Below are 23,241 nucleotides of genomic sequence, written 5' to 3' on the forward strand. Positions count from 1 at the left end.
TCATGACTCAGGACAAGCTCATGGATGCCGGTGCTCCCACGGCGGAGACCGGTGGCGGCACCGGCATCCACATCTCCGGAATCAGCAAGGTCTTCGGCTCCGGATCGAAGGCCGTCACCGCGCTCAAGGACACCGAGCTCCACACCGACCAGGGCTCGTTCCTGGCCCTGCTGGGACCCTCCGGCTGCGGCAAGTCGACGATCCTGCGGATCCTCGCGGGCCTGGAGACGCCGACGAGCGGAGAGGCGTACGTCGACGGCAAGGCTCCCGCCGAGCTGCGGCGTGACTCCGAGCTGGGAATCGCGTTCCAGGACCACGCGCTGCTGCCGTGGCGCTCGGTGGTCGGCAACATCAAGCTCGTCTTCGAGGTCGCCGGGCGGCGTCCCGACATGTCCTACATCCGCGAGCTGATCAAGCTCGTAGGGCTGGAGGGCTTCGAGAAGGCCCGCCCCGCGCAGCTCTCCGGCGGGATGCGGCAGCGGGTCTCGATCGCCCGGGCGCTCGCGCTGAAGCCGTCGGTGCTCCTGCTCGACGAACCGTTCGGCGCGCTGGACGACATGACCCGGCAGAACCTCAACCTGGAGCTGCTGCGGATCTGGACCGAGAAGCCGGCGACCACGCTGCTGGTCACCCACGGTGTGAACGAGGCGATCTTCCTCTCCGACCGGGTCGCGGTGATGTCACCGCGACCGGGCCGGATCAAGGAGATCATCGAGGTCGACCTTCCCCGGCCGCGTACGCCCGAGATGATGCGTACGCCGGAGTTCCACGCGCTGGCCGACCGGGCCTCCGAGCTGCTCTTCGGTGACGACGGGCGCGCCGAGGCGGAGTCTTGATGCGGGTGAGTCAACAGCTGGGTGGCTGGGTGGCCGGTCTGATCGGCGTGGTGACCCTCTTCGTGCTGTGGGCGGTCGTGGCCGTGGCCGGGTTCCCGCCCGACCCCGGCACCGGGTTCACGCCGGTGCCGCCGCCGTGGACGGTCCTCTCCGAGATGGCCGCCGCGGGCCCGTCGGCGTTCTGGGACGGCGTGCTCCGGGAGACGCTGATGGAGGCATCGATCGGGTTCCTCTGGGGCAACCTGATCGCCCTGCTGCTGGCCTCGCTGGTGCTGCTGGTGCCGTGGCTGGAGCCGATGATCATGCAGATCGCGGTGACGACGTACTGCCTGCCCGTGGTCGCCGTGGGCGGCATCTCGATCGTGGTCCTCGGCGGCGCCGAGCAGCCCGGTGACCCGTCGAAGACGTCGATCTTCCTGGCCGCGCTGATGGTCTTCTTCACGACCGTCGTCGGGGCCGTGCTCGGGTTCAAGTCGGCCGATCGCGCCTCGCTCGACGTGGTGCGGGTCTACGGCGGGTCGGTGTGGACCCAGCTGGTGAAGGTACGCCTCGTCGCGGCCGTGCCGGCGATCCTCAACGCGCTGCAGATCGCGGTGCCGACCGCGATCCTCGGTGCCGTGCTCGGCGAGTACCTCGGCTCCACCGACCGTGGCGTCGGGCGCACGCTGATCGTCCTGCAGGGCAAGCCCGACCCGGAGCGGCTCTGGGCCGTCTTCCTGGTCTGCGCCCTGGTCGCTCTGGCCGGCTACCTGCTGCTGGGGCTGGTTTCGCGTCTGGTGACGCCGTGGGTCGCTGGGAGGTCCGGATGAGGTCGGGTGCCAAGGGTCTGTCGCGGGGTCTGTCGCGGGCGGTCCTGGGGCCGGTGTTGCACACCGTCGCCGCGCTGGCGATCGTGGTCGTGCTCTGGCAGGCGTTCGTGTCGTTCTCCAGCGTCTCGGAGTTCGTCGCCAAGGGGCCGCTGGACGTCCTCGACCACCTCTTCACGGGGCCGGACGCGGCCGCCCACCGGGCGGAGCTGTTCCCGCTGACCTGGGTGACCCTGAAGGACGCCGCGCTCGGCTTCCTCGCCGGGATGGCGCTCGCGGTGGTGGCGGCGGTGCTGTTCAACCTGTCGCGTACGGTCGAGGCCGGCGTGATGCCGCTGGCGCTGCTGCTGCGCTCGATCCCCCTGGTCGCGATCGCTCCGGTGGTCATGCTGATCACAGGCCGCGCCTCGACAGCATCGGTCGTGGTGCTCGGGATCATCGTGGTGCTGTTCCCGGCGCTGGCCGCGGTCCTGTTCGGCCTCTCGCAGGCCTCGCCGCAGTCGCTGGACCTGGTCGCCGTCTACGGCGGCTCGCGACTCACCGCGATCCGGAAGGTGTCGCTGCCAGGCGCGCTCCCGTCGATCTTTGCCGCCGCCCGCGTCTCGGTGCCCGGCGCCGTGACCGGCGCGCTGCTGGCCGAGTGGCTCTCGACCGGCAAGGGCATCGGCGGCAACATCCAGAAGTTCCCCGCCGCCGCCCGCTTCGACGACCTGTGGGCAGCCGTCGCGATCATCACCGTGGTCACCCTGGTGCTCTACAACCTCGTCCAGCTCCTCGAGTCGGTCGCGCTGGAGCGGATGGGGATGACGACCCGGTAGCGCCGAGGCGCCACGTACGTCGCGCGAAGCGTCACTCCCGTCGGCTGAGTGGGCAATCTGATGCCAACTCGGCCGACGTACGTGACGCCTCGGCCGACGGGGGTGACGCCTCGGCAGGTCAGTAGTCCGTGCGGTCCTGCTTCGCGAGCCACGCGTCGAACGGGTCGTACGCCTGCGGGATCCGCAGCTCGTCGACGCGGGTCGGCCAGTCGTGGTGCTCGTTGGCGCGGCCGGTCCCGAACAGGTCGTAGAAGGCGCGGTCGTCGAACCCGCCCTTGGCCGCGTCGTCCCGGTCAGCCGCGTAGACGACGCGGTCCAGACGCGCCCACAGCCCGGTCGCCAGGCACATCGGGCAGGGTTCGCACGAGGTGTAGAGGGTGCAGCCGGCCAGCGAGAAGCTGTCGGCCTCCTTGCAGGCGGCACGGATCGCGACGACCTCGGCGTGGGCGCTCGGATCCAGGTCGCGCGTGACCCGGTTCTGGCCGGTGCCGAGCAGGATGCCCTCGCGAAGGATGATGGCCCCGAACGGGCCACCGCCGTTGTTGACGTTGCGCACGGCGAGTGCGATCGCCTGCTCCAACCACATGGTGTCGCTCATAAGATCCCCCCGGATCGATGTCCTACTGCCATTCTGCTCCCAGGCATCACTCGACCTCGTGGAGCCGGTCGTAGGTGGCGCTGATGGTCGATACGCGGTCGCGTCCGGCCCGTCCCCGCTCGTGGAGTACGCCGTCGGCGAGCACGCTCGCCAGCGACATCGGCGCGGCCAGGGAGTCGAAGGCGAGAGCGCCCTGGACCGGGCATTCCAGCGCGATGTCGGCACGGCCGAGGTGGACCGTTCCGGTCGGGTCGGCGATCACGATCACGGTGCTCCCGGAGGACGCGGCGGCGTCGACGAACTCGCCGAAGCCCGGCGGCCGGCGCCGCAGCCCGACCGCGACCACCACCGAGCCCTCACCGAGCTCGGCCAGCTCCTCGCCGATGACCTGGCCTGGAGCGGGCGCGAGCGTGACCCGCTCGCGGGTCTGGGTGAGCTGCTGGCGCAGATGAAGCGCGACCGGGTAGGAGTTGCGCCAGCCCGCGACCATCACGTCGCTCGCGCCGGCGATGGCCTCGATCGCCTCGGCGATGCCGGCCTGCTCCACGACCCGCGCGATCGCGGCCGCCTCGCCCTCTGCGTGGGCGCTCAGGTCCGGAGCGCCCTCGACCCGTCGCGGCTCGCCGGCCGTACGCAGCCCACGCAGGTGATCGCGTACCTCGTCGAAGCCGTCGAATCCCAGCGAGCGGAAGAGCCGGCTCATCGTCGCCTTGGACACCTCCGCGAGCGAGGCCAGCTCGGCCGCGCGGTAGGTCGCCAGGTCGTCGAGATGCTCGAGCAGCGTGTCGGCCGCCTTGCGCTCCTGGGGCGAGAGCGTCTGGTAGTTCGCGGCGATCCGCCGGTCGATCCGCTGGTCCACCCGAGTCGTGCTCACCGTCATGCGGGTCACGCGAACCCAGGTACTGAGGCCCAGGCGTCCGGCTCGGTCGATCCGTCGCGCTGCAGGGTCGCCTCGATGAGCCCGTAGGGGCGGTCGGCGGCGAAGAAGACCTCGTTCTGATTCTCGAGGTCGAACGGGGAGAGGTCGACGAGGAAGTGGTGCTTGTTGGGGCAGGAGATCTTGAACTCCGCGATCCCCTCGAAGGCCTCCATCACGGCCCTGCCCATCTCGTAGATGGTCTGCTGCAGCGCGAGCGAGTGCACCTCCGCGAAGGTGTCGAGCATGAGCGCGCGGATCCGGTCGTAGGCCTCGTTCCAGTCCTCCGGGTGGCTCTCCCACCGCCACCACGCGGTGACCTCGGTCGCCAGGATCCGGTCGGTCGTCTCGGCGAGGGTGGTGTAGCGGTCGCGCGGGAAGCCGTGGAACTCCGACCCGGTCGACTTGAGCACCACCAGGTCGGTCAGGCCCGACAGAACGAACCTTCGCTCGCCATAGCTGTTGACCACAGCAGTACGCGTCTCCTGACCGCGCCGGGCGAACGAAAATTCGTTCGCCGGGATCCGGTCCCAGGAGTAGGACTCCGCCTTCATCACCGACCCGGTCACCCACGGCTGCTCGGCCCAGTAGGCGGTGAGGTCGAGCAGGAACGCCTCCGGCGAGGTGATGCCGAGCTCATTGGCCTTCGCGTAGACCACGTTCTTCTGGGTGTCGGTGGCGTGCACGTGCACGTTGTCACCCTCGGTGAAGGCCGTTGCGAAGTCGCCCCTGAGCTGGGTGGACACGTTCAGGTCGTGGATCGTGTGCCGTGCGCCTTCCCTGTCGACCTTGACCAGGCGTACCTCCGCCTTGCCGTGCTGGTTGGGGCCAAGAGTGATCGACATCAGCTTCCTCGATAGGTCGTGTAGGAGAACGGGCTGAGCAGGAGGGCGACGTGGTGGTGCTCGCCGGCGGTGACGGTGAACCCGATGGTCACCTCGGGGAAGAAGGTCTCGCGATCCTGCTCGGCGAACCAGGGGCCGGTCGCGAAGGTCAGCAAGTGCGGCCCGGGCGGCACCTCGCCGTCGAACCGCACCCGCCCGTCGGCGTCGGTGGTCGCGGTGCGCGCGCTGTCGTCGGGAAGGGTGAGGTAGAGCGCGAGCCCGGCGGCGGGCCGGCCCAGGGCGGCGTCGAGGACGTGCGTGGAGACGGTGGTCATACCAAAACCTGTCATGCCAGCAAGCCTCGCAGCCGGAGCAACGCGATCTCGGCGAGCTGGCCCTTGGTCACCGTGATTTCGGTAGCCGGGTCGTTCTCCAGCCGGTCCTCGAGGAGCGCGAGCATCTCCTCGGCGCTGCGTCCCGCCGCCCGCACCAGGTAGATCCGCCCGAACCGCTCCTCGTAGGCCGCGTTCCCCGCCCTCAGCCGCGCCTGCACCTCGGCGTCGGCAGGGTCGACCCCGGCCTGCTCACGGGCGGAGAGTGCCGCGCTCTCGCCGTCCCCGGCGTGCCGTTCCCCGATCCGCGGGTGGTCGGCCAGGGCTGCCTCGACCTCCTCGTCCGTCCAGGCCGCGGCCAGCTGCCTGGCGGCGGCGAGCAGGTCCGGTAGGTCCGTATAGGGCCGCCCCGCGACCAGCCCGGCCGCCCACGAGGGGATCGCGACACAGGGTGCGACGACGCTCTCCGCCGCGTCGGCGGGCAGGGCATCGAACTCGGCGAGCGTCATGGTCACCAGGGCAGCCTATGAAACGAGCGTTTCGGCGTCCGCAACGCAGGTTGCCTTTGTGTAACGCCCGGGCAGCTACCCCGCGAAGCTCTGGGCCAGGGCGAGAAGGTCGCGGTCGCGGCCGGGTGCGGCGACCAGACAGAGCCCTGCCGGGAGATTGCCAGGGGTGCGGACCGGGATCGAGACGGCGGGGAGGCCGGCGATACCGGCGATGCAGGTGAGGCGCATGGTGTCGTCGCGCACCCCGGCAGCGTCGGCCGCCGTCGGTGCGACCGACGAGGCGCTGGGGTAGGCGAGGATGCGGTCGCCGACGACGTCGAGGATCTCCGTACGCGCCTGCGCGAGCACTTCACGCGCCTCGGCGGCCTGCTCCCGGGTCACCGACCGGGCCATCTCGAACCGCCCGCGCACCGCCTCGCCGAGCGTGTCGAGCCGGGTCTCGAGCCAGGCCCCGTGGGCCTGCCACGCCTGGTAGGCCTGTCCGATGACGAAGGCCTGGCGCCACTCGTCCAGCCGCGCCGCCTCCCAGGCCAGCGGCTTGGCTTCGGGCAGCGCCTCGTTCACCGCGGTGGCGATGTCCTCCGCGGCGAGCCCGACCAGCGACGGCACCAGGTGGACCTCGTCCAGCGCTGTGCGCACGTTGGGGGATGATGACGCCGGAGCGTCCGGCAGCAGTACGTCACCCACCGCCTGCAGCAGGAACGCCGAACGCGTCATCCACCCGACGGTGTCGAAGGCCTTGGCGAGCGGGAGCAGGCCCTCGCGCGAGACGGCCCCGTGCGACGTACGGATCCCGTAGAGGCCCTGGTAGGCGGCCGGGACCCGGATCGAGCCGCCGGTGTCGGTGCCGAGGCCGATCGAGGCCTGGCCGAGGGCGACCGAGGTCGCCGACCCCGATGACGAGCCGCCGGGGATCCGGCCGGGAGCCTTCGGGTTCGGCGGCGCCCCGTAGTGGGCGTTGAGCCCCGACAGCGAGTAGGCGAACTCCTCGGTGCGCGCGATCCCGCGTACCGACGCTCCGGCGTCGAGCAGCGCGGCGACGGCGGCGGCATGCGACGGTTCCGTCGGTGCCTGCTCCAGCCAGGCCGGGCTCCCGGCGCCGACCGCGAAACCCGCGACCGCGAAGAGGTCCTTGACCGCGACGGTCTCTCCCGAGAGGGCGCCGTCGGCGGTGTGCGAGGAGACCAGCGGGTCCCCGACGACCCGCCAGATCCGGGCGTCGAAGGCCGGCGCGGGCGCCGAGACATGGGCCGCGGTGACCTGCCAGCCGCCGTACTCGATCCGCACCGGGTCCCGCGCCCACAGCTGCGTCTGCAGCCCGCGCCCACCGCGGTCGAGCTCCGTGACGGCCACGATCAGCGCATGGTCGTCGTCGATCACCTGCACATGGGTCTGCACGATGCGCCGCTTCGGCGCGCCGCCGCGCGACCCGCGGAAGGCGGAGATCTGCTCGTGCCCGACGAGCAGCCCGGCGGCGTCGCCGCGCAGGGTGGTCGGTGAGTCGGCGAAGAGCGCGTCCAGAGCGGCGACGTCCTCGGACATCAGCGCGCTCTCGTACGCCCGGAAGGCCTGCAGCAGCCCGTGCGGGACCGGTTTGAGCTGGGCGCCGGCATGTCGAGGGGTCATAGGGCGAAGTCTGCCTTGCGGATCGTGGCGTGTACGCCTTTGACGACGTCGACGACCTGAGAGATCCGGAAGTCGGTGGCCGCCGAGAGATAGGCGTACGCAGCCTCCGGCTCCATCCCGAAGCGCGCGCTGAGCAGGGCGATCGCGGCCCGGACGCAGTTCTGCGTGGCCACGTCGAGGGACTCGTCGAGCCCGGTGGGGATCAGAAATTCCGAGGTCTCCGCCAACGGCCCGGCGAGCTCGCCGAATCGCGTGGCGGCCTCCTCGCGAGCGACCACGTCGAAACGGAGCGTCGCCCGGAGCGAGGCCTCCAAGGCGGTCAGCGAGACCTCGCCGTCACCCTGCGCGAAGTGCGGGTCGCCGACGTAGGCCAGCGCCCCGGCGACCTGGACGGGCAGGTAGAGGGTCGCCCCGGCCGTGAGCAGCCGGATGTCGATGTTGCCGCCGTGCGACCCGGGCGGGACCGAGTGTGGCCGCTCAGACCCCGGCACGGCGACCCCCATGATCCCGAGGAACGGGTCGAGGGCGAACGACGCCGGCCCGATCACCCCACGTCCGTCGACGACGGGGGTGAAGACGCTGTGCACCGGCGAGTCGCCACGCGGGAACTCGTCCGGCAGCGCGCCGCGCCCGTGCCGGTTCGACACCACGCCGTAGGGCACCCGCGGCAGCGTCTCCAGCACCGTGATCGCGAGCAGGTCTCCCACCTCGGCACCTTCGACCTCGATCGGCCGCGAGACCACGTGCGGACCGTCGACGCCGAAGGTCCGCTCATAGCCCGACGCCGCGAGAGCGACGGCGTCGGAGAGGACTTCCGAGACGCCGTGGGCCGAGAAGAACCTCTCCGGGTCCCGCCCCTGGTCCTCGAGGATGCCCTCGTGGGAGATCGTGTCCACGGTCACCGAGGTCCCCGGCGCGATGCTCAGCACGGGGGAGTCCGTCGCGCACGGCAGCCGCCCCCACAGCACGTTGTCGACCTCGGCAGGGAGGTAGGTCGAGGAGCTGATCGGTCCGGTTCCCGGCTGCAGTGCCGTCACGGTGGGGGCAGTCATGGCCGAAACCGTATGGAACGGATGTTTCACGCTCGTGACGCGCGGATCAGCCGATGGTTCAGAAGACGAGCGCGACGCCGAGGAGCACCGCGATGAGCAGCAGCGCCCCAGCGAGGATGAACCCGGTGGAGAAGGCCGGCAGCGGGCGCCGCTCCCGCATGGCGCGCTCGACCCGTGCCCAACGGACCATCGCGAGGACAGTGCACAGGATCGCGGTGAGCACCAGCATGGCGACCACCCCGATGCGTACGCCCTCCGCGGTGGGCACCTGGAACGAGTGCAGCGCGACCGCCCCGGCGAGCAGGCCGAGCACCGTGCGCGCCCAGGCCAGGAAGGTGCGCTCGTTGGCCAGCGTGAACCGCGGGTCCGGCTCGGAGCCGTGGTGGTAGACCCAGTGCGGGTGCCGCGGGTCCTCCTTCGATGGCGTCTCGGTCATGCCCCCATCGTCCACCACATCGCGTCCCGATCTAGATTATTACCCATGGGTAATAGGGAACCGGCCGAGTTCGACCGTGACATCGCGGTCCGTAGGACCGACCAGAAGACGTACGCAGCCGACCTCGCCCCCGGCTGGGTGGTCGGCGGCGGGGTCAACGGCGGCTACCTGCTCGCGGTCATCGCCAACGCCCTGCGGGCTCACCTGCCGAACCACCCGGACCCGATCGTGCTGAGCGCGTTCTACGCCGGCGCGAGCACCCCGGGCCCGGCGGAGGTCCGCATCGAGACCAAGCGCGACAAGGGCTCGCTGGCCATCGCGACCGCCGAGCTGTGGCAGGGCGAGGAGCTGCGGATCACCACCACCGCGACGTACGCGGACCTCGACGGTCTCCACGCCAAGAGCAGCGGCTTCGAGCGGGTCACCGCGACCGAGCCGGAGCTGCCGCCGCTCGATGAGTGCCTCTCCTCGACCACGGCGCCCGAGGAGATGAAGAAGTTCGTGCCGATGCTGGACCGCTACGAGCTCTGCGTGCCGAAGGAGCAGTTCGTCTGGGGCGGCGCCGCGCCGACCGGCGAGGCCGTCTTCACCGGCTGGTTCCGTCACCACGAGCGCGAGCCCGACCCGATCTCGCTGCTGCAGGTGCTCGACGCGCTCCCGCCGGTCACCTTCGGGCTCGAGCTGCCAGGCTGGGCGCCGACTCTCGAGCTCACCTGCCACATCCGCCACAAGCCGTCGCCGGGCTGGCTCAAGGTCACCCACTTCTCCCGCAACCTCTCGGGCGGCATGTTCGAGGAGGACTGCGAGGTCTGGGACTCCGAGGGCAAGCTGGTCGCGCAGGCGCGTCAGCTGGCTCGACTGCCGCGCGCCTGACGCGTCAGACCGAGGCGGTCACATCGGAGCGCAGCGGTCCTTCCCGCCGTACGCGTCCCAGTGCCAGGCCTCGGCCGAGTACTGCTTCAGCCCGACGCTCAGCGCCGTCTTGTTCAGGAACCTCCACACCGCGCTGGCCGGCTCCGAGGCCCGCGTCGCGCAGGTCTTGCCGCCGGTCGCGCTGGGCTGTTCGAAGTCGATGGCGATGCCGAGCTGGTGGGAGGAGTAGCCGGGCTGGGCGGTGAGCGTGTAGTCGCCGGCCGGGCAGCCGCCGGTGACGTCGGTCTGGCACAGCGTCTTCTGCTTCTTCATCGTCCGGAACGAGCTGCCCGCGACCAGGTCGACCCCCTGCTTCGAGGCCTTCTTGACCAGCGCCGCCGCGGCCCCGGAGATGCGTGCGTTGACGACGGTCAGGCCTTCGGCGCCGTCGATGTAGTAGGGGTCGCCCTTGGTGCTCTCGGTGCCCGTGTTGGGCAGTCCTTCGACCGCGCAGAGCCGCACCGGGATCAGCTTGCCCTTGTCATACCCTTCGCCCTCGCCGAGGTCCTTCGTCCCCGGTGAGCAGACGAGCGCGGTCGAGTCGGCGCGTACGTTGCCGACCGGCCTCGTCGGTGCCGCGACCTCGAGGAGCTTGCCCTCGGCTGCGCCGGCGGCGCGCTGCTCGGAGGCCTCCACGGCCAGCTCGGCGAGGTGGCCGGTGACCCCGCCCGCGTTCGCGTCGGCGTCGGGCTGGGCCGCGTCCGGGGCCGTCTTCGGGACGTCCTCGGGGCAGGTCGTGATCGACTCGCTCAACGGCTTCTGGGTCCCGGTAGCGAGGGTGATGTTCGCGCACACGACTGTGGTGTGGTCGCGCTTTGCGTAGGTGTCCTGCCAGGTCCGGTAGCCGGCCACCGAGAAGCTGTTGCCGTCTGTGCCGGCAGGATCGGCCTGCAGCGTACGAAGCCTCAGGCCGTCGCCGTAGGCGCCCGGCTGCTCCAGCCAGGTTCCGATGTCCGCGGCGGTGACCTCCCAGCCGACGCTGCGCAGCGACGCCACGGCCACCGACAGGTCGCTGCCGACGCCGTTCAGGTCGTCGGTCGTGGTCTGCTCCCACTTCTGCATCTGGTCGTAGAAGTCGTACGCCCCGTAGCCGCCGACCCCGACCAGCGCGAGCACCAGCAGGCCCACGACCACCTTCGGCCACCGCCGCTTCTTCGGCGGCTCGGGCCCGAACCGGCCGGGACCGAAACCCTGCGGGTACCCCGGGGGCGGCTGCTGCCCGTAGGGCTGCTCGGGGTAGGGCTGATCCGGATAGGGCTGCTGGCCGTAGGGATCCTGCTCAGGCGGATAAGGCTGCTGTGCCGGCGGATAGGGCTGCTGCTGAGGCGGGTACGGCCGCTGGTCTGAGTAGCGCTGCCCGCCGGGGTAGGGCTGGTGCTGCCCCGGATGGGGCCGCTGCTGGCTGGGGTGGGGCTGCTGCCCCGGGTGCTGCGGCTGCTGAGGTCGGCCCGGCTGGGCCGGTGGCCGTTGGGGCTGCCGCGGGCCGGGGAAGGGCTCCTGTCCCCGGTAGGGCGGGCGAGGCTCGCCGGGGCGCCGCGGGGGCCACTGCTGATCGCTCATGATCGGGCCCCGGACGGGGGCAGGCAGGCGATGAGCAGAAGACAGCGGGGCACGGCGTTGGAGCGTACCCAAGAGACACCACTTTCCGGGTGTCTAGGGAACAATCTCACACGTGAACAGCCCCAAGACCGTAGTGGCCGCGGCGATCCTCAGCGCCGACGGCAAGCAGGTGCTGGCCGCGAGGCGTACCTCCCCGCCCGAGGCCGCCGGACGCTGGGAGCTCCCCGGCGGCAAGGTCGAGGAGGGGGAGACGCCCGAGGCGGCCCTCGTCCGCGAGATCGGCGAGGAGCTCGGCTGCCTGATCGAGGTGCTCGACTGGATGGAGGGCGAGTCGGCCATCGGCGGGACCGCCGGCAGGCTGATCGCCGCGACCGCCCGGGTGGTCGCGGGAGAGCCGAGACCGCGCGAGCACGACCAGGTCCTCTGGCTGGCGGCCGAGGACCTCGACTCGATCGACTGGCTCGAGCCCGACCGTCCGTTCCTCGATGCGCTCCGCCACGTACTCGGCGTGCCCGAAGGGCCCACTCTGCGCGGCATCTTCTTCGAGGAGGAGTACGCCCGCTCGGCCGCCTCGACGCTGGAGCGCGAGGGCTGGACGGCCCGGGTCAGCAGGGAGCGCTACCAGGGCGAGGACGACGACGAGGACCACCCGTGGTCGGTCGAGACGGACGCCCCGGAGATGGTCCTGGAGCTGCTGGTCGACGAGTACGACGGCTGGCTCGACATCCCCGAGGACGCACCGGACGACTCGATCGCCCCCGAACCCGTCGAGCTCCCCGACAACCCGAAGCGGATCAAGCGCCCCGACTTGGGCGACTCCTAGGATCGATGACGTGACTTCACAGAAGAGCCTGCTGCTCGTCCACGCCCACCCCGACGACGAGACGATCGCGACGGGGGCGACGATGGCGAGATATCTCGCCGAGGGCGCCCGCGTCACCCTGGTGACCTGCACGGCCGGGGAGATGGGCGAGATCCTGGTCCCCGGCCTCGCCCATCTCGCCGCTGACCAGGACGACGCCCTGGGCGAGCACCGCCGGGGCGAGATCGAGGACGCGATGGCGGCCCTGAAGGCGCCCGACGGCAGCCAGGTCGACCACCGCTGGCTGGGCGGATTCGGCAACTACCGCGACTCCGGGATGACCTGGAGCGAGGACCGCACCCACGCGCTCCCCGACCCCGACGCCCGTGAGAACGCCTTCTGGTACGCCGACCTCAACGAGGCCGCCGACCACCTCGTCACGATCATCCGCGAGGTGCGCCCGCAGGTTCTGGTCACTTACGACGAGTTCGGCAACTACGGCCACCCCGACCACATCCAGGCTCACCGGGTCGCGACGTACGCCGCCCATCTCGCCGCCGTGCCGACCTACAAGAAGGAGCTCGGCGAGGCCCACGAGATCGACCGGATCTTCTGGACCGCGATCGCGGAGAGCTGGATCCGCGAGGGGCTGCGGGCGGCCCGCGCGGCCGGCGACGAGGACGCGCTCGGCGGGATGGACCCGGAGGGTCCGCTGCCGATGGCCACTCCCGACGTCGACATCGCCGCCGCGATCGACGGCACCGCCTACGCCGGTCAGAAGGTCGCCGCGATGCGCGCCTACCCCACCCAGATGGACATGGAGCAGGGCATGTTCGCGATGACCAACAGCCTCGGTACGACCGCGTGGTCCCAGGAGCACTTCCGGATCGCCAAGGGAGCCGTCGAAGGGACTGTCGAAGGGACTGTCGACGGGACCAGCCTGACTGACCTCTTCGCCGGGTTGTGAGGCTGCTCGGCGGCGGCCTGGCTCGTTGTGGGGCCGGTCTTCTCCTCGGTCTCGTCGTCGGGGTCGCGGCGGTCGCAGTTCATCCCTGGTGGTGGGGTCTGTCGCTCGCGTTGGCCGCGTCCTCGGCGATGCTGTTCGTGCTGCCGCGCGGAGTCTCGAGGATCGCGTACGCCGCGGCCTGGGCGATCGTGGTCGCACTGGCCGCGACGCCGAGGCCGACGGGCGGGTATGCCGTCGCGGGCGACGTGGCGGGGTACCTGATGATCTTCTGGGCCGTGCTGATGATCGTGGTGGCCACCGCGACCGTGTCGAGGGTCGCTTCCCGGGCGGATCAGGACCTCCCCGGGAAGTGACGAACGTCCCAAGATGGGCTACGGGTTCGGCCTAGGGGGGTATAGGTCCTAGGCTCTCCCGCATGTCCAATGAGCCCGAGGCCTCCAAGGCCCCCGAGCCCGCGAAGCAAACTGACGCGGCCGGGTCCAACGCCAGCCAAGCTGGCGCGGACGATGCTGCCATCGAGACGATCATGATCCCTCAGATCGAGATCGACGCCCGTGTTGCCGAGTCCACGGGTGCCAAGCCGGTTCCGAACGACGCCGATGACGAGCCCGAGGGCGCGACCCGAGTGGTCCCCGCCGGCGACTTCGACGAGGATGCGGCCGAGGAGACCCTGCTGCGCAGCACGATGCTGCGCTCGGAGCTGCCGAAGCGCGCCGAGCTGCCGGAGGAGGACAACTTCCTGTTCGTCTCGAAGAACCGGAAGTTCGCCCCGGAGCCGGACGCGGTCGACGCCGCCCCCGAGCTGGCCAGCGACGCGGCCACCGAGATCGCGCTCGACAACCAGGCCCAGAACGCTCCCGACTTCGATGACGAGCCGCTCGAGGCGACCGTCATGGGCGTCGGGCCGTTCGTTGTGCACGAGCCGGTCCCCGCGGACAAGCCCGGCTTCGACCAGTCCGGCTTCGACCACTCCGGTTACGACCACTCCGGTTACGACCACTCCGCCTTCGAACAGCCCGACTACGCCCAGCCGGTCGCGGCCGAGAGCAAGCCGCTCGGCACCGGCACCAAGGTCGTCGCCGCGATCGCGGGCGGCATCGCCGTCCTGGCCTTCGTCGGCTGGGCTGCTGCGTACGCCGTGGCGGGGGAGAAGATCCCCGAAGGCACCACGGTCGCGGGCGTGGACATCGGCGGCATGACGGCCGCCGCGGCGACGCCGCTGCTGGACCAGAAGTTCGCTCCCGCCCACAGTCAGCCGATCAACGTGACCGCCGGCGACAGCACGACCGAGGTCAACCCGGCCGACGCGGGCCTGAGCTTCGACGCCGAGGCGACGATCGAGAAGGCCAACGCCGTACGCAGCTGGAGCCCGGTCAAGCTGTGGAAGCACTTCACCGGCGGTGCCGAGATCGAGCCCGTCATCAAGGCCGACGACAAGCTGATCGCCAAGGTCGCCGCCAAGGTGAACAAGCGCGCCGGCACCCCCTTCAAGGACGGCGACGTCGTCATCAAGAAGGGCAAGATCAAGACCACCCAGCCGGTCGCGGGCGAGGGCGTCAGCGACGACGCGCTCCGGACCGCGCTCGCCGGTCAGCTGCTCGTCGAGGGCGACCGCAAGGCCGACGTACCTCTCGCGGAGCTCACCCCCGACGTCGACGAGGCCGACGTCCAGGAGGCGGTCGACAAGGTCGCCACGCCGGCGGTCTCCGGGCCGATCACGCTGAAGTTCGAGAAGACCCCGGTGGAGTTGTCCCCGAAGGAGTTCGGCGACGCGATCCGGTTCGACCCGAAGGACGGCGAGCTGCAGGCCTCGGTCGCGCCCAGCAAGCTCAAGAAGGTGCTCAAGAAGGCCCTCGCCGACGACGCCGCGAAGCCGGTAGACGCGACCATCAAGATGGTCAACGGCGCTCCGAAGGTCATCCCCGCCAAGCCGGGTGTCACCTTCAACCAGAAGGACCTGGAGGCGGTCTTCCTCGACGTCGTCACGGCGCCGAAGGGCGAGCGCACCGTCGAGGTGAAGTCGAAGGTCGCCAAGCCGAAGGTCACCACCGAGGAAGCCAAGGCCTGGGGCGTGAAGGAGAAGGTCTCGACCTTCACCACCAACTTCCCCTACGCCGAATACCGCAACGTCAACATCGGCCGCGCCGCCGAGCTGGTCAACGGCACCGTGCTCGCGCCGGGGGACACCTTCTCGATGAATGGCATCGTCGGGGAGCGTACGGCCGCCAACGGGTTCACCAAGGGCTGGATGATCCAGAACGGTGTCTTCCGCGAGGACTACGGCGGCGGTGTCTCGCAGATGGCGACGACCACGTTCAACGCGATGTTCTTCGCCGGTCTCCAGGACGTCGAGCACAAGGCCCACTCGCTCTACATCGACCGCTACCCGATCGGCCGTGAGGCGACCGTCGCCTGGCCGTCGCTGGACCTCAAGTTCAAGAACAACACCAAGTACGGCGTCCTGATCCGCTCCTGGGTCAACCCCGCCAGCGGCAGCAGCCAGGGCGCGGTGACCGTGGAGATGTGGTCCACCAAGATCTGGGACATCAAGACCCGCACCGGCGAGCGCTACGACTTCAAGTCGCCGGGCAAGCAGAAGATCACCGACGGCAACTGCGAGAACACCGTCGGCGCCCAGGGCTTCTCGATCAACGTCTGGCGCGACTTCTACAACGCCGGATCGGGCTCGAAGGTCGACACCGAGACCTTCAAGACGACCTACATCCCGCAGGACGAGGTCGTGTGCACCGACGAGTCGGAGAAGCCGCCGCCTCCCGCCGACCCCAACTGACCCGAGTCGGCCGGTTCTGACCGCAACCAACGCCGAGTCGGCGCGTCATGACGCGCCGACTCGGCGTTGTTGACCGTGACGCGGATCACAGCTGCTCGTTGAAGCGGTCATGCGCCCGTTTCTGCTGAGTCTTCTCGCTGCTGTCGCACTCGTCCTGGCCCCGATCTCGTCACCCGCCGCGGCGGGGCCGAGCCGGACCGGGATCCCGCTTCCGGGCTCGCCCTACGGCGATCCAGCCGGGTCCAACGACTGGGCGTGCGCGCCGTCGGCAGCCCGCCCGACGCCGGTGATCCTCGTGCACGGCACCTTCGGCGACCGCCGCTCGCTGCTGGATCCGATCTCGCTGGCCATGAAGCGGGCAGGGTTCTGCGTCTACTCGCTCGATTACGGCAACCGCGCGACCGGCGACATCCGGGACTCGGCGGCTCACCTGGGTGAGTTCATCGAGCGGGTACGCGAGGTCACCGACGCCGACAAGGTGTCCCTCGTCGGTCACTCCCAGGGCGGCATGATGCCGCGCTACTACATCAAGAACCTCGGTGGAGCCGCTTACGTCGAGGACCTCGTCGGCCTCGCTCCCTCCAACCACGGCACGACCATCGTCTTGGACGGGACCGCGTTCGGAGCCACCGGTCTGTGCCAGTCGTGTGCCCAGCAGGCCGCCGGCTCGCAGTTCCTCGCCGACCTGAACGCCGGCGACGAGACCCCGGGCGACATCTCCTACACCCAGATCGTCACCGCCACCGACGAGGTGGTCGTGCCCCACACCTCCGGCTTCCTCGCGGAGGGCCCGAACACCACCAACGTACGCATCCAGGACGCCTGCGCCCTCGACCTCTCCGACCACCTGCTCATCCCGATGAGCGCCTCCGCCATCGCCCTCACCCTCGACGCGCTCACCCACGAAGGCCCCGCCTCCCCGGACCTGAAGACCTGCTGACCTCGCCTACCGTTCACCCATGCACCTGGACCTGGTCACGTTCGTCGTTCCCGACTACGACGAGGCGGTGGAGTTCTTCCGCGGCGTCCTCGGCTTCGAAGTCACCGAGGACGCCCCGTCGACCACGAACGACGGGCGCCCGAAGCGATGGGTGGTCGTACGTCCGCCGGGCGGCGGCACCGGCTTCCTGCTCGCCCGGGCCGACGGCCCCGCGCAGGCCGCGAGGGTCGGTGACCAGGCCGGCGGCCGGGTCACGTTCTTCCTGCGTGTGGACGACTTCGGCGTGGCGTACGAGAAGCTGGTCGCCGCCGGCATCGAGCTCGTCGGGCCGGTGCGCGAGGAGCCCTACGGCACCCTCCAGGTCTTCCGGGACCCGTTCGGCAACCTGTGGGACCTGCTCTCCGACTAGCGGTCATCGCCGCCACCAAGATGCCGACTGCGTGGGCGCTAGCGGGGGCGAACGAAAATTCGTTCGCCCAGGAAGTGCCTAGGACCAGGGACGAACGATCGCCGCACCAGTTGTGTCAGCGCGTCGTGTCTTCGTCGAGCGAGCCCTCCCAGAAAGTGATCTCACTCTCGGGAAGTGGGTCGAATGCGTCATCAGGAACGCTTACGCGCAGTCCGCCGAGAGTACGCTGATTCGGCTGTTCCTCGCTCATGGCCTCGGCCCTTGCGCTCTCCACGCCGCCACTCTAGATCGGCTGGAGCTGTTGAGCGACCGAGTTGGTTCTCTAGGCGGGTCAGGGGGTGGGCGAGGCGTAGTAGCGGCAGCGGTGGTGCTCGGTGAAGCCGAGGCCCTCGTAGAGGGCGAGGCCGGGGGCGTTGGTGGTCTCGACGTGCAGCCAGGCGGCGCGGGCACCGCGTTCGGCGCCCCACTCGAGCAGGGTGGCGAGAGCCTTCGAGGCGAGGCCCTGGCGGCGGTGTGGCTCGGCGACCTCGAGGTCGTGGATGGCCAACCAGTCGCGTTCCATCGTGCCCATGATCCGGGCGGTGTCGCCGAGGGTGATCAGCACCTGTGCGTCGTTCGCCTGGACCTCGACGCGGGCGTCCTCGACGGGCGGAGGCAGGATGCGGCGGGTGGCGGCGAGCCCGGCGAGCTGGAACCCGACGGTCACGTCCTCGACCCAGCCGCGCGCGACCACAGCCTCCTCGACCGCGGAGCCGACCTCGATCTTCACGCGCGGGCGCTTGTGGCGGCTCCGGTAGTAGCTCTCGACCCGGTCGATGGCCGCATCCAGCCCGATGCCGGAGTCGCCGATCGCCAGCGCCGAGTTGGGGCGCCGGCGGACCGAGACCTCGTGGTCGAAGAGCACCCACTCGCCCAACGGCTCGGAGGTGGTGCCGGGGAAGATCGCGGCGCTGAGCAGCTCGGCCTCGCGCACCCCGATCCGGAGGCGTACGTTCGGCCGTGGCGGCACCGGTTTGCCGGAGACGATCTCGGCGACGGGCACGCTCACCTGCTCCCCGGACTCACGCTCGATGACCGCGACGCCGTCGGCCCAGGACGTACAGACTCCGAGGATGTCGGTGAAGGCGGGGCCGCCGGTGGGGCCGGTCTCGCCGGGCACGAGGCGGCGGATGACGATCCGCTTGCCGACGACATGTGGTCCCAGGAGATGAGCAGGCACGTGGGGATACTAGGCTGTTCCCTGAAGGGCCAGTCGTGCCCCTCTGACTTTCGTGATACCCCGCTTGGAGGAGCCCCGAATGACGTACGTCATCGCCCAGCCCTGTGTTGACGTGAAGGACAAGGCTTGCGTCGACGAATGTCCGGTGGACTGCATCTACGAAGGCAAGCGGATGCTCTACATCCACCCCGACGAGTGTGTCGACTGCGGCGCCTGCGAGCCGGTGTGCCCGCCCGAGGCGATCTTCTACGAGGACGACACCCCGGAGGAGTGGAAGGAGTACTACGACGCCAACGTCAAGTTCTTCGACGACCTCGGTTCGCCCGGTGGTGCCGCCCGCATGGGTGAGATCGACAAGGACCACCCGTTCGTCGCCGCGCTGCCCCCGCAGAACCAGGAATGATGCCGGCCTCGATCCCAGTCTCGCAGCGGCTGCCCGACTTCCCCTGGGACAAGCTCGCTCCCTTCAAGGAGAAGGCGTCCGCGCACCCTGACGGGCTGGTCGACCTCTCGGTCGGGACTCCGGTCGACTCGACCCCCGCGGTGGTGCAGAACGCGCTCCGTGCTGCCGCCGACTCCCCGGGCTACCCGACCACGATCGGCACACCCGCGGTACGTCAGGCCGCGATCGACTGGCTCGCGCGCAACCACGGGGTCGACGGCCTCGGGCTAGACAACGTGCTGCCGGTGATCGGCTCCAAGGAGCTGATCGGCTCGCTGCCGTTGCACCTCGGCGTCGGCCAGGGTGACCTGGTCGCCTACCCGGAGCTCGCCTACCCGACGTACGAGGTCTCCGCGGCTCTCGTCGGCGCCGACACCGTCGCCACCGACTCGCTGGTCGCGTTGGGCCCGAAGGCGCCGAAGATCCTGTGGATCAACTCGCCCTCCAACCCGAGCGGCCGGGTGCTCCCGGTCGAGCACCTGCGCAAGACGGTCGAGTGGGCGCGCGAGCGCGGCACGCTGCTGATCTCCGACGAGTGCTACATCGAGTGCGCCTGGGACGCTGAGCCGATCTCCGTGCTCCACCCGGACGTCTGTGGCGGCTCCTACGAGGGCATCCTCGCCGTCCACTCGCTCTCCAAACGCTCCAACCTCGCGGGCTACCGCTGCGCCTTCGTCGCCGGTGACGCCTCCGTCCTCGGTGAGGTCCTCGCGGTCCGCAAGAACCTCGGCCTGCAGATGCCAGGCCCGCAGCAGGTCGCCATGGTGACCGCGCTGGGCGATGACCAGCACGCCAAGGAGCAGCACGCCCGCTACGCCGCCCGGCGCGCCAAGCTCAAGACGGCGCTGGAGTCGGCCGGCTTCCGCATCGATCACTCCGAGGCATCCCTCTACCTGTGGTCACGGCGCCCGATCTCCGGGGGCGACGAGGACTGCTGGGCCACCGTCGAGTGGCTCGCCGAACGCGGCATCCTCGCCGCACCTGGCACCTTCTACGGCCGCGCCGGCAGCCAGCACGTACGCATCGCCTTCACCGCCACCGACGAGCGCGTCGACGCGGCCGTCGCCCGTCTCACGGCATAGCCGGGCGGGTTTGCCCCATACGTGAAGATTGGTGGAGTGAGCGCACAGCCGGGGACCCCGACGGGCCCGCCGACCATCCCGCCCCCGGGTCCGCGGCCTCCTGCGCCGGGCCCTCACGGGCCGAGGCTCCCCGAGCCGGCGCGCAAGGCGCTGCGCAAGTCGGCGCGGGAAGCCCGCAAGCAGCTGCGGCCGGTGCGCAAGCACCTCATCGTCCTGGGCGTCGTGATCGCGGTCGCCCTGGTCTTCGCCGGCCTGCGGCTCCTCGGCGTCGGGGTCGGCGGCATCCCGGTCCTCGCCCGCGAGGCCTGCACCGTGACCTCCGAGGGCGAGACCTACGACCTCTCCTCCGAGCAGGCCGAGCGTGCCTCGGCGATCGCCGCCCAAGCCGTACGCCGCGGCCTCCCTGCCCGCGCGGCCTCTGTCGTGCTGGCGGTCGAGCTCGCCGACCACTCGCTCGAACGGGATCCGGCGAAGGCGGCCGGCCTCTACGACCGGCTCTCCGGGGTCGCCGACTACCGCCAGCAGTCCGTCCCGGGCGTCGCCCAGCAGATCGGCGACGGCTCGCGCGACAGCTATCGCGACGCCGAGCCCGAGGCGCGGGCCCTTGCTTCGGCGCTGACCGGCAACACCCCTGAGGCGTTCTCGTGCGTCGTCAAGGGCAGCGCCGAGGAGGTCCCGGACAGGCTCAGCGGCGCCGGGCTCACCTCGCGTGCGGAGGCGCTGCGCGAGGACGTACGCAATGTCTACGGGGGCGTCCCCGAAGGCGGCTTCCAGCCCGGCGGCGTCACCACCGGACACATGGTCGGCTCGGCCCACTACGAGGGCCGCGCGGTCGACTACTTCTTCCGGCCCATCAACGCCCGCAACAACATCAGAGGCTGGTCGCTGGCGCAGTACCTCGTCGCCAACGCCGACCGCCTCGACATCGAGACCGTCATCTACGACGACCGCATCTGGACCAAGTTCCGCTCCGGCGCCGGCTGGCGCGACTACGAGGTCCCGCCCCGCGGCGGCGACCAAGCCATCCTCGAGCACCGCGACCACGTGCACGTCGACGTAGCCGACTGACGCCGAGGCGTCACGTACGTCGGCCGAGAGGTCGCTCGCGTTGGCCGAGTTGGCACCCGACTGCCATGTCGCCCGCCCGGGGTGACGTCTCGGCCGACCGGGCTGACGCCTCGACTGGTGGGGTCAGGCGAGGGTGACGACGATCTGGTCGCCGGTGGCCTGGGGGGTGTCGGCCCACTCCTCGTCCTTGCCGGCGGACCAGGTGCGGCCGTCGTAGGCGATGGAGGTGGCGCCGAACTCGCTGGCCCGGGCGAGTACGTAGTGCGCGACGGCCCAGCCGTTGCGCTGGCCGGTCTCGCCGGCGTCGACGGGGATGACCACGGTGGTGCCGTCGACCCGGGCGCGGCCGACCATCTGGCCGAGCAGCTGGTTGACCTCGGTCTTGGTCGCCTGGGGCTTGCCGGAGCCGGCCTCGGGCTCGTCGATCCGGCAGGTCAGCGCGGCGGGGGAGTAGCCGCTGATCGCGGAGGCGATCGCGCGGCCCTCGCCCTCGTGGTCGGCGTACGCCTCGGGGTAGGCCGAGCGCTGTACCTCCTGCGCCGCCTCGGTGACCACCATGTCCTCGTAGCCCTCGATCTTCACCAGCGCGTCGTAGAACTTGTTGGTGGCGTAGACGGGGTCCTGGACCTGCTCCTCGGTGCCCCAGCCCATCGACGGGCGCTGCTGGAAGAGGCCGAGCGAGTCCCGGTCACCGTGGCTGATGTTGTAGAGCTTCGACTCCTGGATCGCGGTCGCGATCGCGATCGTGGCCGCCCGCGCCGGCAGGCCGCGCTTGAGCCCGAGCGCCGTGATCACGGCGGCGTTGCCCATCTGCTCGGGGTCGAAGCGCGCCTCGTACTCACCTGCGACCGCAGTGCACTGCTGCAGGTCGGGCAGGATCGAGTCCAGCTTGTCCGTCGCGGCCTGAACGACCCAGTAGATGCCGCCGGCGATCACGCTGAGCACCACCAGGGCGGTGAGAAGCTTCTTCAACTCGGCACTCTGCTCTTCGGGCTCTTCGGCGAGAGTCAGTTGGCGTGGAGGGCGGCGTTGAGCTCGATGCCCTCGCCCTTCCACGGAACTGCCTCGATGGCGCCGCTGACCGAGTTGCGGCGGAAGAGGATGTTGGAGGCGCCGGAGAGCTCGCCGGCCTTCGTCACGGTGCCGTCGGGGAGCGTCACCTTGGTCCCGTACGTCACGTAGCACCCGGCCTCGACGACGGCGTCGTCGCCCAGCGAGATGCCGATACCGGAGTTGGCACCGAGCAGGCAGCGCTGGCCGATGGAGATGACGGCCTTGCCGCCACCGGAGAGGGTGCCCATGATCGAGGCGCCGCCACCGACGTCGGAGCCGTCGCCGACGACGACACCGCCGGAGATCCGGCCTTCGACCATCGAGGCGCCGAGCGTGCCGGCGTTGAAGTTGACGAAGCCCTCGTGCATCACGGTGGTGCCGGAGGCCAGGTGGGCGCCGAGGCGGACGCGGTCGGCGTCGCCGATCCGGATGCCGCTCGGGACGACGTAGTCGACCATCCGCGGGAACTTGTCCACGCCGAAGACGGTCACGTGCTGGCCGGCGGCGCGCAGCCGGGCGCGGGTGAGCTCGAAGCCCTCGACGGCGCACGGGCCGGCGCTGGTCCACACCACGTTGGTGAGCAGGCCGAAGATGCCGTCGAGGTTCTGCCCGTGCGGCTGCACGAGGCGGTGGGAGAGAAGGTGGAGCCGCAGCCAGACGTCCTCGGTGGTCTCGGGCGCGGTCTCGAGGTCGTTGACCTCGACCAGGGCGACCCGCTGGGTGACTTGACGCACCTCGTCGGCGCCCTCGAGCGCGGTCAGCTCGGCCGGCGCCGTCGCGTCGGCGGGCTTCTCGCCCAGCTGCGGCGCGGGGAACCACACGTCGAGCACAGAGTTGTCGGCGGCGTACGTCACGAGGCCGAAGCCCCAAGCTGCATTCGTCACGGGGCGCAGTCTAGTGGCCGAGCCTGAGTGGTCCCTTATCGACGGTCTCGACGTGCGAACATGTGGAGGTGAGTAAGAAGAGTGCGCCCCCGATGCCCCAGCTCCTCCAGGCCGAGGACGGCACCTGGACCCTGGAGATCCCCGGAGTGGCGACCAGCAAGGGTCATCCGGCGCCGGAGTGGGCGATGGCCAAGGGCGTCGAGGTCGTCCGCCGCGCGGCCTCCAACATCGTCCGCAGCTGGATCAACGGCAAGCCGGTGAGCGACGCCGAGAAGCAGGTGGTCCTGCTCGTCACCCGAGGTGACTCGCAGGTGTACGCCTGGCTCGACGCCGCCTTCGCCGACGACAGCCCCCGCTAG

At 70.5% G+C, this 23,241-nt stretch carries 27 protein-coding genes; 14 read left to right on the forward strand and 13 right to left on the reverse strand.

The features are described 5' to 3' along the window. The first annotated feature begins 2 nt into the window (after nt 1–2). From OG801_RS22115 to OG801_RS22125, 3 genes are read left to right on the forward strand one after another with little or no spacing between them, the layout of a single operon-like run. Entirely contained in the window at nt 3–836 is an 834-nt protein-coding gene (locus OG801_RS22115; protein ID WP_406031417.1) for an ABC transporter ATP-binding protein, read from the forward strand. Nucleotides 837–841: 5 nt separating this feature from the next. Then, nucleotides 842–1,645, forward strand: a complete 804-nt coding sequence (locus OG801_RS22120; RefSeq protein ID WP_406031418.1) for an ABC transporter permease — start codon at nt 842–844, stop codon at nt 1,643–1,645. After that, the gene (locus OG801_RS22125) at nt 1,642–2,460 is read left to right on the forward strand and encodes an ABC transporter permease subunit (RefSeq protein ID WP_355018572.1); all 819 of its coding nucleotides are present in this window, start codon (nt 1,642–1,644) and stop codon (nt 2,458–2,460) included. Before OG801_RS22120 ends, OG801_RS22125 begins: the two co-directional genes overlap by 4 nt. A 118-nt stretch (nt 2,461–2,578) precedes the next feature. Here OG801_RS22125 and OG801_RS22130 read toward each other — a convergent pair whose 3' ends face one another. The 8 genes from OG801_RS22130 to OG801_RS22165 form a co-directional block, all read right to left on the reverse strand. Then, entirely contained in the window at nt 2,579–3,058 is a 480-nt protein-coding gene (locus OG801_RS22130) for a nucleoside deaminase (RefSeq protein WP_406031421.1), read from the reverse strand. A gap of 46 nt (nt 3,059–3,104) precedes the next feature. Then, a complete protein-coding gene (locus OG801_RS22135) occupies nt 3,105–3,938 on the reverse strand; it encodes a MurR/RpiR family transcriptional regulator (RefSeq protein WP_406031423.1) in 834 nt (277 codons plus the stop codon). Nucleotides 3,939–3,943: 5 nt separating this feature from the next. Beyond that, entirely contained in the window at nt 3,944–4,819 is an 876-nt protein-coding gene (pucL, locus tag OG801_RS22140; protein WP_406031425.1) for a factor-independent urate hydroxylase, read from the reverse strand. Further along, nucleotides 4,819–5,133 carry a hydroxyisourate hydrolase gene (gene uraH, locus OG801_RS22145; RefSeq protein WP_355018576.1) on the reverse strand — a complete coding sequence of 105 codons (315 nt, stop codon included), beginning with the start codon at nt 5,131–5,133 and terminating at the stop codon, nt 4,819–4,821. Before uraH ends, pucL begins: the two co-directional genes overlap by 1 nt. Nucleotides 5,134–5,144: 11 nt before the next feature. Further along, nucleotides 5,145–5,639 carry a 2-oxo-4-hydroxy-4-carboxy-5-ureidoimidazoline decarboxylase gene (uraD, locus tag OG801_RS22150; protein WP_406036293.1) on the reverse strand — a complete coding sequence of 165 codons (495 nt, stop codon included), beginning with the start codon at nt 5,637–5,639 and terminating at the stop codon, nt 5,145–5,147. A 75-nt stretch (nt 5,640–5,714) separates the two neighbouring features. Beyond that, entirely contained in the window at nt 5,715–7,265 is a 1,551-nt protein-coding gene (locus tag OG801_RS22155; RefSeq protein WP_406031427.1) for an AtzH-like domain-containing protein, read from the reverse strand. Then, entirely contained in the window at nt 7,262–8,317 is a 1,056-nt protein-coding gene (locus tag OG801_RS22160) for an acetamidase/formamidase family protein (protein WP_355018578.1), read from the reverse strand. Before OG801_RS22160 ends, OG801_RS22155 begins: the two co-directional genes overlap by 4 nt. 58 nt (nt 8,318–8,375) lie before the next feature. Then, a complete protein-coding gene (locus OG801_RS22165; RefSeq protein ID WP_406031429.1) occupies nt 8,376–8,753 on the reverse strand; it encodes a YidH family protein in 378 nt (125 codons plus the stop codon). 45 nt (nt 8,754–8,798) lie between these two features. Between OG801_RS22165 and OG801_RS22170 the strand changes: the two genes are divergently transcribed. Further along, nucleotides 8,799–9,626, forward strand: a complete 828-nt coding sequence (locus OG801_RS22170) for a thioesterase family protein (RefSeq protein ID WP_406031431.1) — start codon at nt 8,799–8,801, stop codon at nt 9,624–9,626. Between the two features lie 18 nt (nt 9,627–9,644). Here the strand turns inward: OG801_RS22170 and OG801_RS22175 are convergent, their stop codons facing one another. Beyond that, entirely contained in the window at nt 9,645–11,225 is a 1,581-nt protein-coding gene (locus OG801_RS22175) for a D-alanyl-D-alanine carboxypeptidase family protein (RefSeq protein WP_406031433.1), read from the reverse strand. 112 nt (nt 11,226–11,337) lie between these two features. On the opposite strand from OG801_RS22175, the gene OG801_RS22180 reads away from it, so the two are divergent. From OG801_RS22180 to OG801_RS22205, 6 genes are all read left to right on the forward strand, one after another. Beyond that, nucleotides 11,338–12,048 (forward strand): (deoxy)nucleoside triphosphate pyrophosphohydrolase, encoded by a 711-nt coding sequence (locus tag OG801_RS22180; RefSeq protein WP_406031435.1) that lies wholly within the window; start codon nt 11,338–11,340, stop codon nt 12,046–12,048. Nucleotides 12,049–12,058: 10 nt separating this feature from the next. After that, nucleotides 12,059–12,994, forward strand: a complete 936-nt coding sequence (gene mshB / locus OG801_RS22185) for an N-acetyl-1-D-myo-inositol-2-amino-2-deoxy-alpha-D-glucopyranoside deacetylase (protein ID WP_406031437.1) — start codon at nt 12,059–12,061, stop codon at nt 12,992–12,994. Further along, nucleotides 12,991–13,347 carry a hypothetical protein gene (locus OG801_RS22190; RefSeq protein WP_406031439.1) on the forward strand — a complete coding sequence of 119 codons (357 nt, stop codon included), beginning with the start codon at nt 12,991–12,993 and terminating at the stop codon, nt 13,345–13,347. The genes mshB and OG801_RS22190 overlap by 4 nt, the downstream gene beginning before the upstream one ends. Before the next feature lie 62 nt (nt 13,348–13,409). Next, entirely contained in the window at nt 13,410–15,785 is a 2,376-nt protein-coding gene (locus tag OG801_RS22195) for a VanW family protein (protein ID WP_406031441.1), read from the forward strand. 109 nt (nt 15,786–15,894) lie between these two features. Further along, nucleotides 15,895–16,725 (forward strand): esterase/lipase family protein, encoded by an 831-nt coding sequence (locus tag OG801_RS22200; RefSeq protein ID WP_406031443.1) that lies wholly within the window; start codon nt 15,895–15,897, stop codon nt 16,723–16,725. 19 nt (nt 16,726–16,744) lie between these two features. Next, nucleotides 16,745–17,134 carry a VOC family protein gene (locus tag OG801_RS22205; RefSeq protein ID WP_406031445.1) on the forward strand — a complete coding sequence of 130 codons (390 nt, stop codon included), beginning with the start codon at nt 16,745–16,747 and terminating at the stop codon, nt 17,132–17,134. Between the two features lie 115 nt (nt 17,135–17,249). Here the strand turns inward: OG801_RS22205 and OG801_RS22210 are convergent, their stop codons facing one another. After that, nucleotides 17,250–17,408, reverse strand: coding sequence for a hypothetical protein (locus OG801_RS22210; protein ID WP_406031447.1), 159 nt, complete (start codon nt 17,406–17,408; stop codon nt 17,250–17,252). A gap of 57 nt (nt 17,409–17,465) precedes the next feature. After that, nucleotides 17,466–18,353, reverse strand: coding sequence for a GNAT family N-acetyltransferase (locus OG801_RS22215; RefSeq protein WP_406031448.1), 888 nt, complete (start codon nt 18,351–18,353; stop codon nt 17,466–17,468). A gap of 79 nt (nt 18,354–18,432) precedes the next feature. On the opposite strand from OG801_RS22215, the gene fdxA reads away from it, so the two are divergent. The 3 genes from fdxA to OG801_RS22230 are packed head-to-tail and all read left to right on the forward strand — an operon-like array spanning nt 18,433 to nt 20,945. Next, nucleotides 18,433–18,756 carry a ferredoxin gene (gene fdxA, locus OG801_RS22220; protein ID WP_355018589.1) on the forward strand — a complete coding sequence of 108 codons (324 nt, stop codon included), beginning with the start codon at nt 18,433–18,435 and terminating at the stop codon, nt 18,754–18,756. Further along, nucleotides 18,756–19,877: a succinyldiaminopimelate transaminase gene (gene dapC, locus OG801_RS22225; protein WP_406031449.1), complete on the forward strand. Its 1,122-nt coding sequence runs from the start codon at nt 18,756–18,758 to the stop codon at nt 19,875–19,877. The genes fdxA and dapC overlap by 1 nt, the downstream gene beginning before the upstream one ends. Nucleotides 19,878–19,913: 36 nt before the next feature. Next, the gene (locus OG801_RS22230) at nt 19,914–20,945 is read left to right on the forward strand and encodes a hypothetical protein (protein WP_406031450.1); all 1,032 of its coding nucleotides are present in this window, start codon (nt 19,914–19,916) and stop codon (nt 20,943–20,945) included. A gap of 123 nt (nt 20,946–21,068) precedes the next feature. Here the strand turns inward: OG801_RS22230 and OG801_RS22235 are convergent, their stop codons facing one another. Next, the gene (locus OG801_RS22235; protein WP_406031451.1) at nt 21,069–21,917 is read right to left on the reverse strand and encodes a hypothetical protein; all 849 of its coding nucleotides are present in this window, start codon (nt 21,915–21,917) and stop codon (nt 21,069–21,071) included. Nucleotides 21,918–21,952: 35 nt separating this feature from the next. Beyond that, nucleotides 21,953–22,882 carry a 2,3,4,5-tetrahydropyridine-2,6-dicarboxylate N-succinyltransferase gene (gene dapD / locus OG801_RS22240; protein ID WP_406031452.1) on the reverse strand — a complete coding sequence of 310 codons (930 nt, stop codon included), beginning with the start codon at nt 22,880–22,882 and terminating at the stop codon, nt 21,953–21,955. Nucleotides 22,883–22,950: 68 nt separating this feature from the next. On the opposite strand from dapD, the gene OG801_RS22245 reads away from it, so the two are divergent. Next, nucleotides 22,951–23,241, forward strand: coding sequence for a hypothetical protein (locus OG801_RS22245; protein ID WP_406031453.1), 291 nt, complete (start codon nt 22,951–22,953; stop codon nt 23,239–23,241).

This window comes from Nocardioides sp. NBC_00163 (assembly GCF_045206295.1).
Classification (GTDB): Bacteria; Actinomycetota; Actinomycetes; order Propionibacteriales; family Nocardioidaceae; genus Nocardioides.

Excerpts from the sequence above, each read along its gene's own strand:
- uraD (WP_406036293.1), bottom strand. The coding sequence starts at position 5,639 with ATGACGCTCGCCGAGTTCGATGCCCTGCCCGCCGACGCGGCGGAGAGC.
- OG801_RS22125 (WP_355018572.1), top strand. The coding sequence starts at position 1,642 with ATGAGGTCGGGTGCCAAGGGTCTGTCGCGGGGTCTGTCGCGGGCGGTC.
- pucL (WP_406031425.1), bottom strand. The coding sequence starts at position 4,819 with ATGTCGATCACTCTTGGCCCCAACCAGCACGGCAAGGCGGAGGTACGC.
- OG801_RS22205 (WP_406031445.1), top strand. The coding sequence starts at position 16,745 with ATGCACCTGGACCTGGTCACGTTCGTCGTTCCCGACTACGACGAGGCG.
- dapC (WP_406031449.1), top strand. The coding sequence starts at position 18,756 with ATGCCGGCCTCGATCCCAGTCTCGCAGCGGCTGCCCGACTTCCCCTGG.
- OG801_RS22130 (WP_406031421.1), bottom strand. The coding sequence starts at position 3,058 with ATGAGCGACACCATGTGGTTGGAGCAGGCGATCGCACTCGCCGTGCGC.
- OG801_RS22160 (WP_355018578.1), bottom strand. The coding sequence starts at position 8,317 with ATGACTGCCCCCACCGTGACGGCACTGCAGCCGGGAACCGGACCGATC.
- uraH (WP_355018576.1), bottom strand. The coding sequence starts at position 5,133 with ATGACCACCGTCTCCACGCACGTCCTCGACGCCGCCCTGGGCCGGCCC.
- fdxA (WP_355018589.1), top strand. The coding sequence starts at position 18,433 with ATGACGTACGTCATCGCCCAGCCCTGTGTTGACGTGAAGGACAAGGCT.
- OG801_RS22175 (WP_406031433.1), bottom strand. The coding sequence starts at position 11,225 with ATGAGCGATCAGCAGTGGCCCCCGCGGCGCCCCGGCGAGCCTCGCCCG.
- OG801_RS22165 (WP_406031429.1), bottom strand. The coding sequence starts at position 8,753 with ATGACCGAGACGCCATCGAAGGAGGACCCGCGGCACCCGCACTGGGTC.
- OG801_RS22155 (WP_406031427.1), bottom strand. The coding sequence starts at position 7,265 with ATGACCCCTCGACATGCCGGCGCCCAGCTCAAACCGGTCCCGCACGGG.
- OG801_RS22170 (WP_406031431.1), top strand. The coding sequence starts at position 8,799 with ATGGGTAATAGGGAACCGGCCGAGTTCGACCGTGACATCGCGGTCCGT.
- OG801_RS22135 (WP_406031423.1), bottom strand. The coding sequence starts at position 3,938 with ATGACGGTGAGCACGACTCGGGTGGACCAGCGGATCGACCGGCGGATC.
- OG801_RS22195 (WP_406031441.1), top strand. The coding sequence starts at position 13,410 with ATGTCCAATGAGCCCGAGGCCTCCAAGGCCCCCGAGCCCGCGAAGCAA.
- OG801_RS22115 (WP_406031417.1), top strand. The coding sequence starts at position 3 with ATGACTCAGGACAAGCTCATGGATGCCGGTGCTCCCACGGCGGAGACC.
- OG801_RS22200 (WP_406031443.1), top strand. The coding sequence starts at position 15,895 with ATGCGCCCGTTTCTGCTGAGTCTTCTCGCTGCTGTCGCACTCGTCCTG.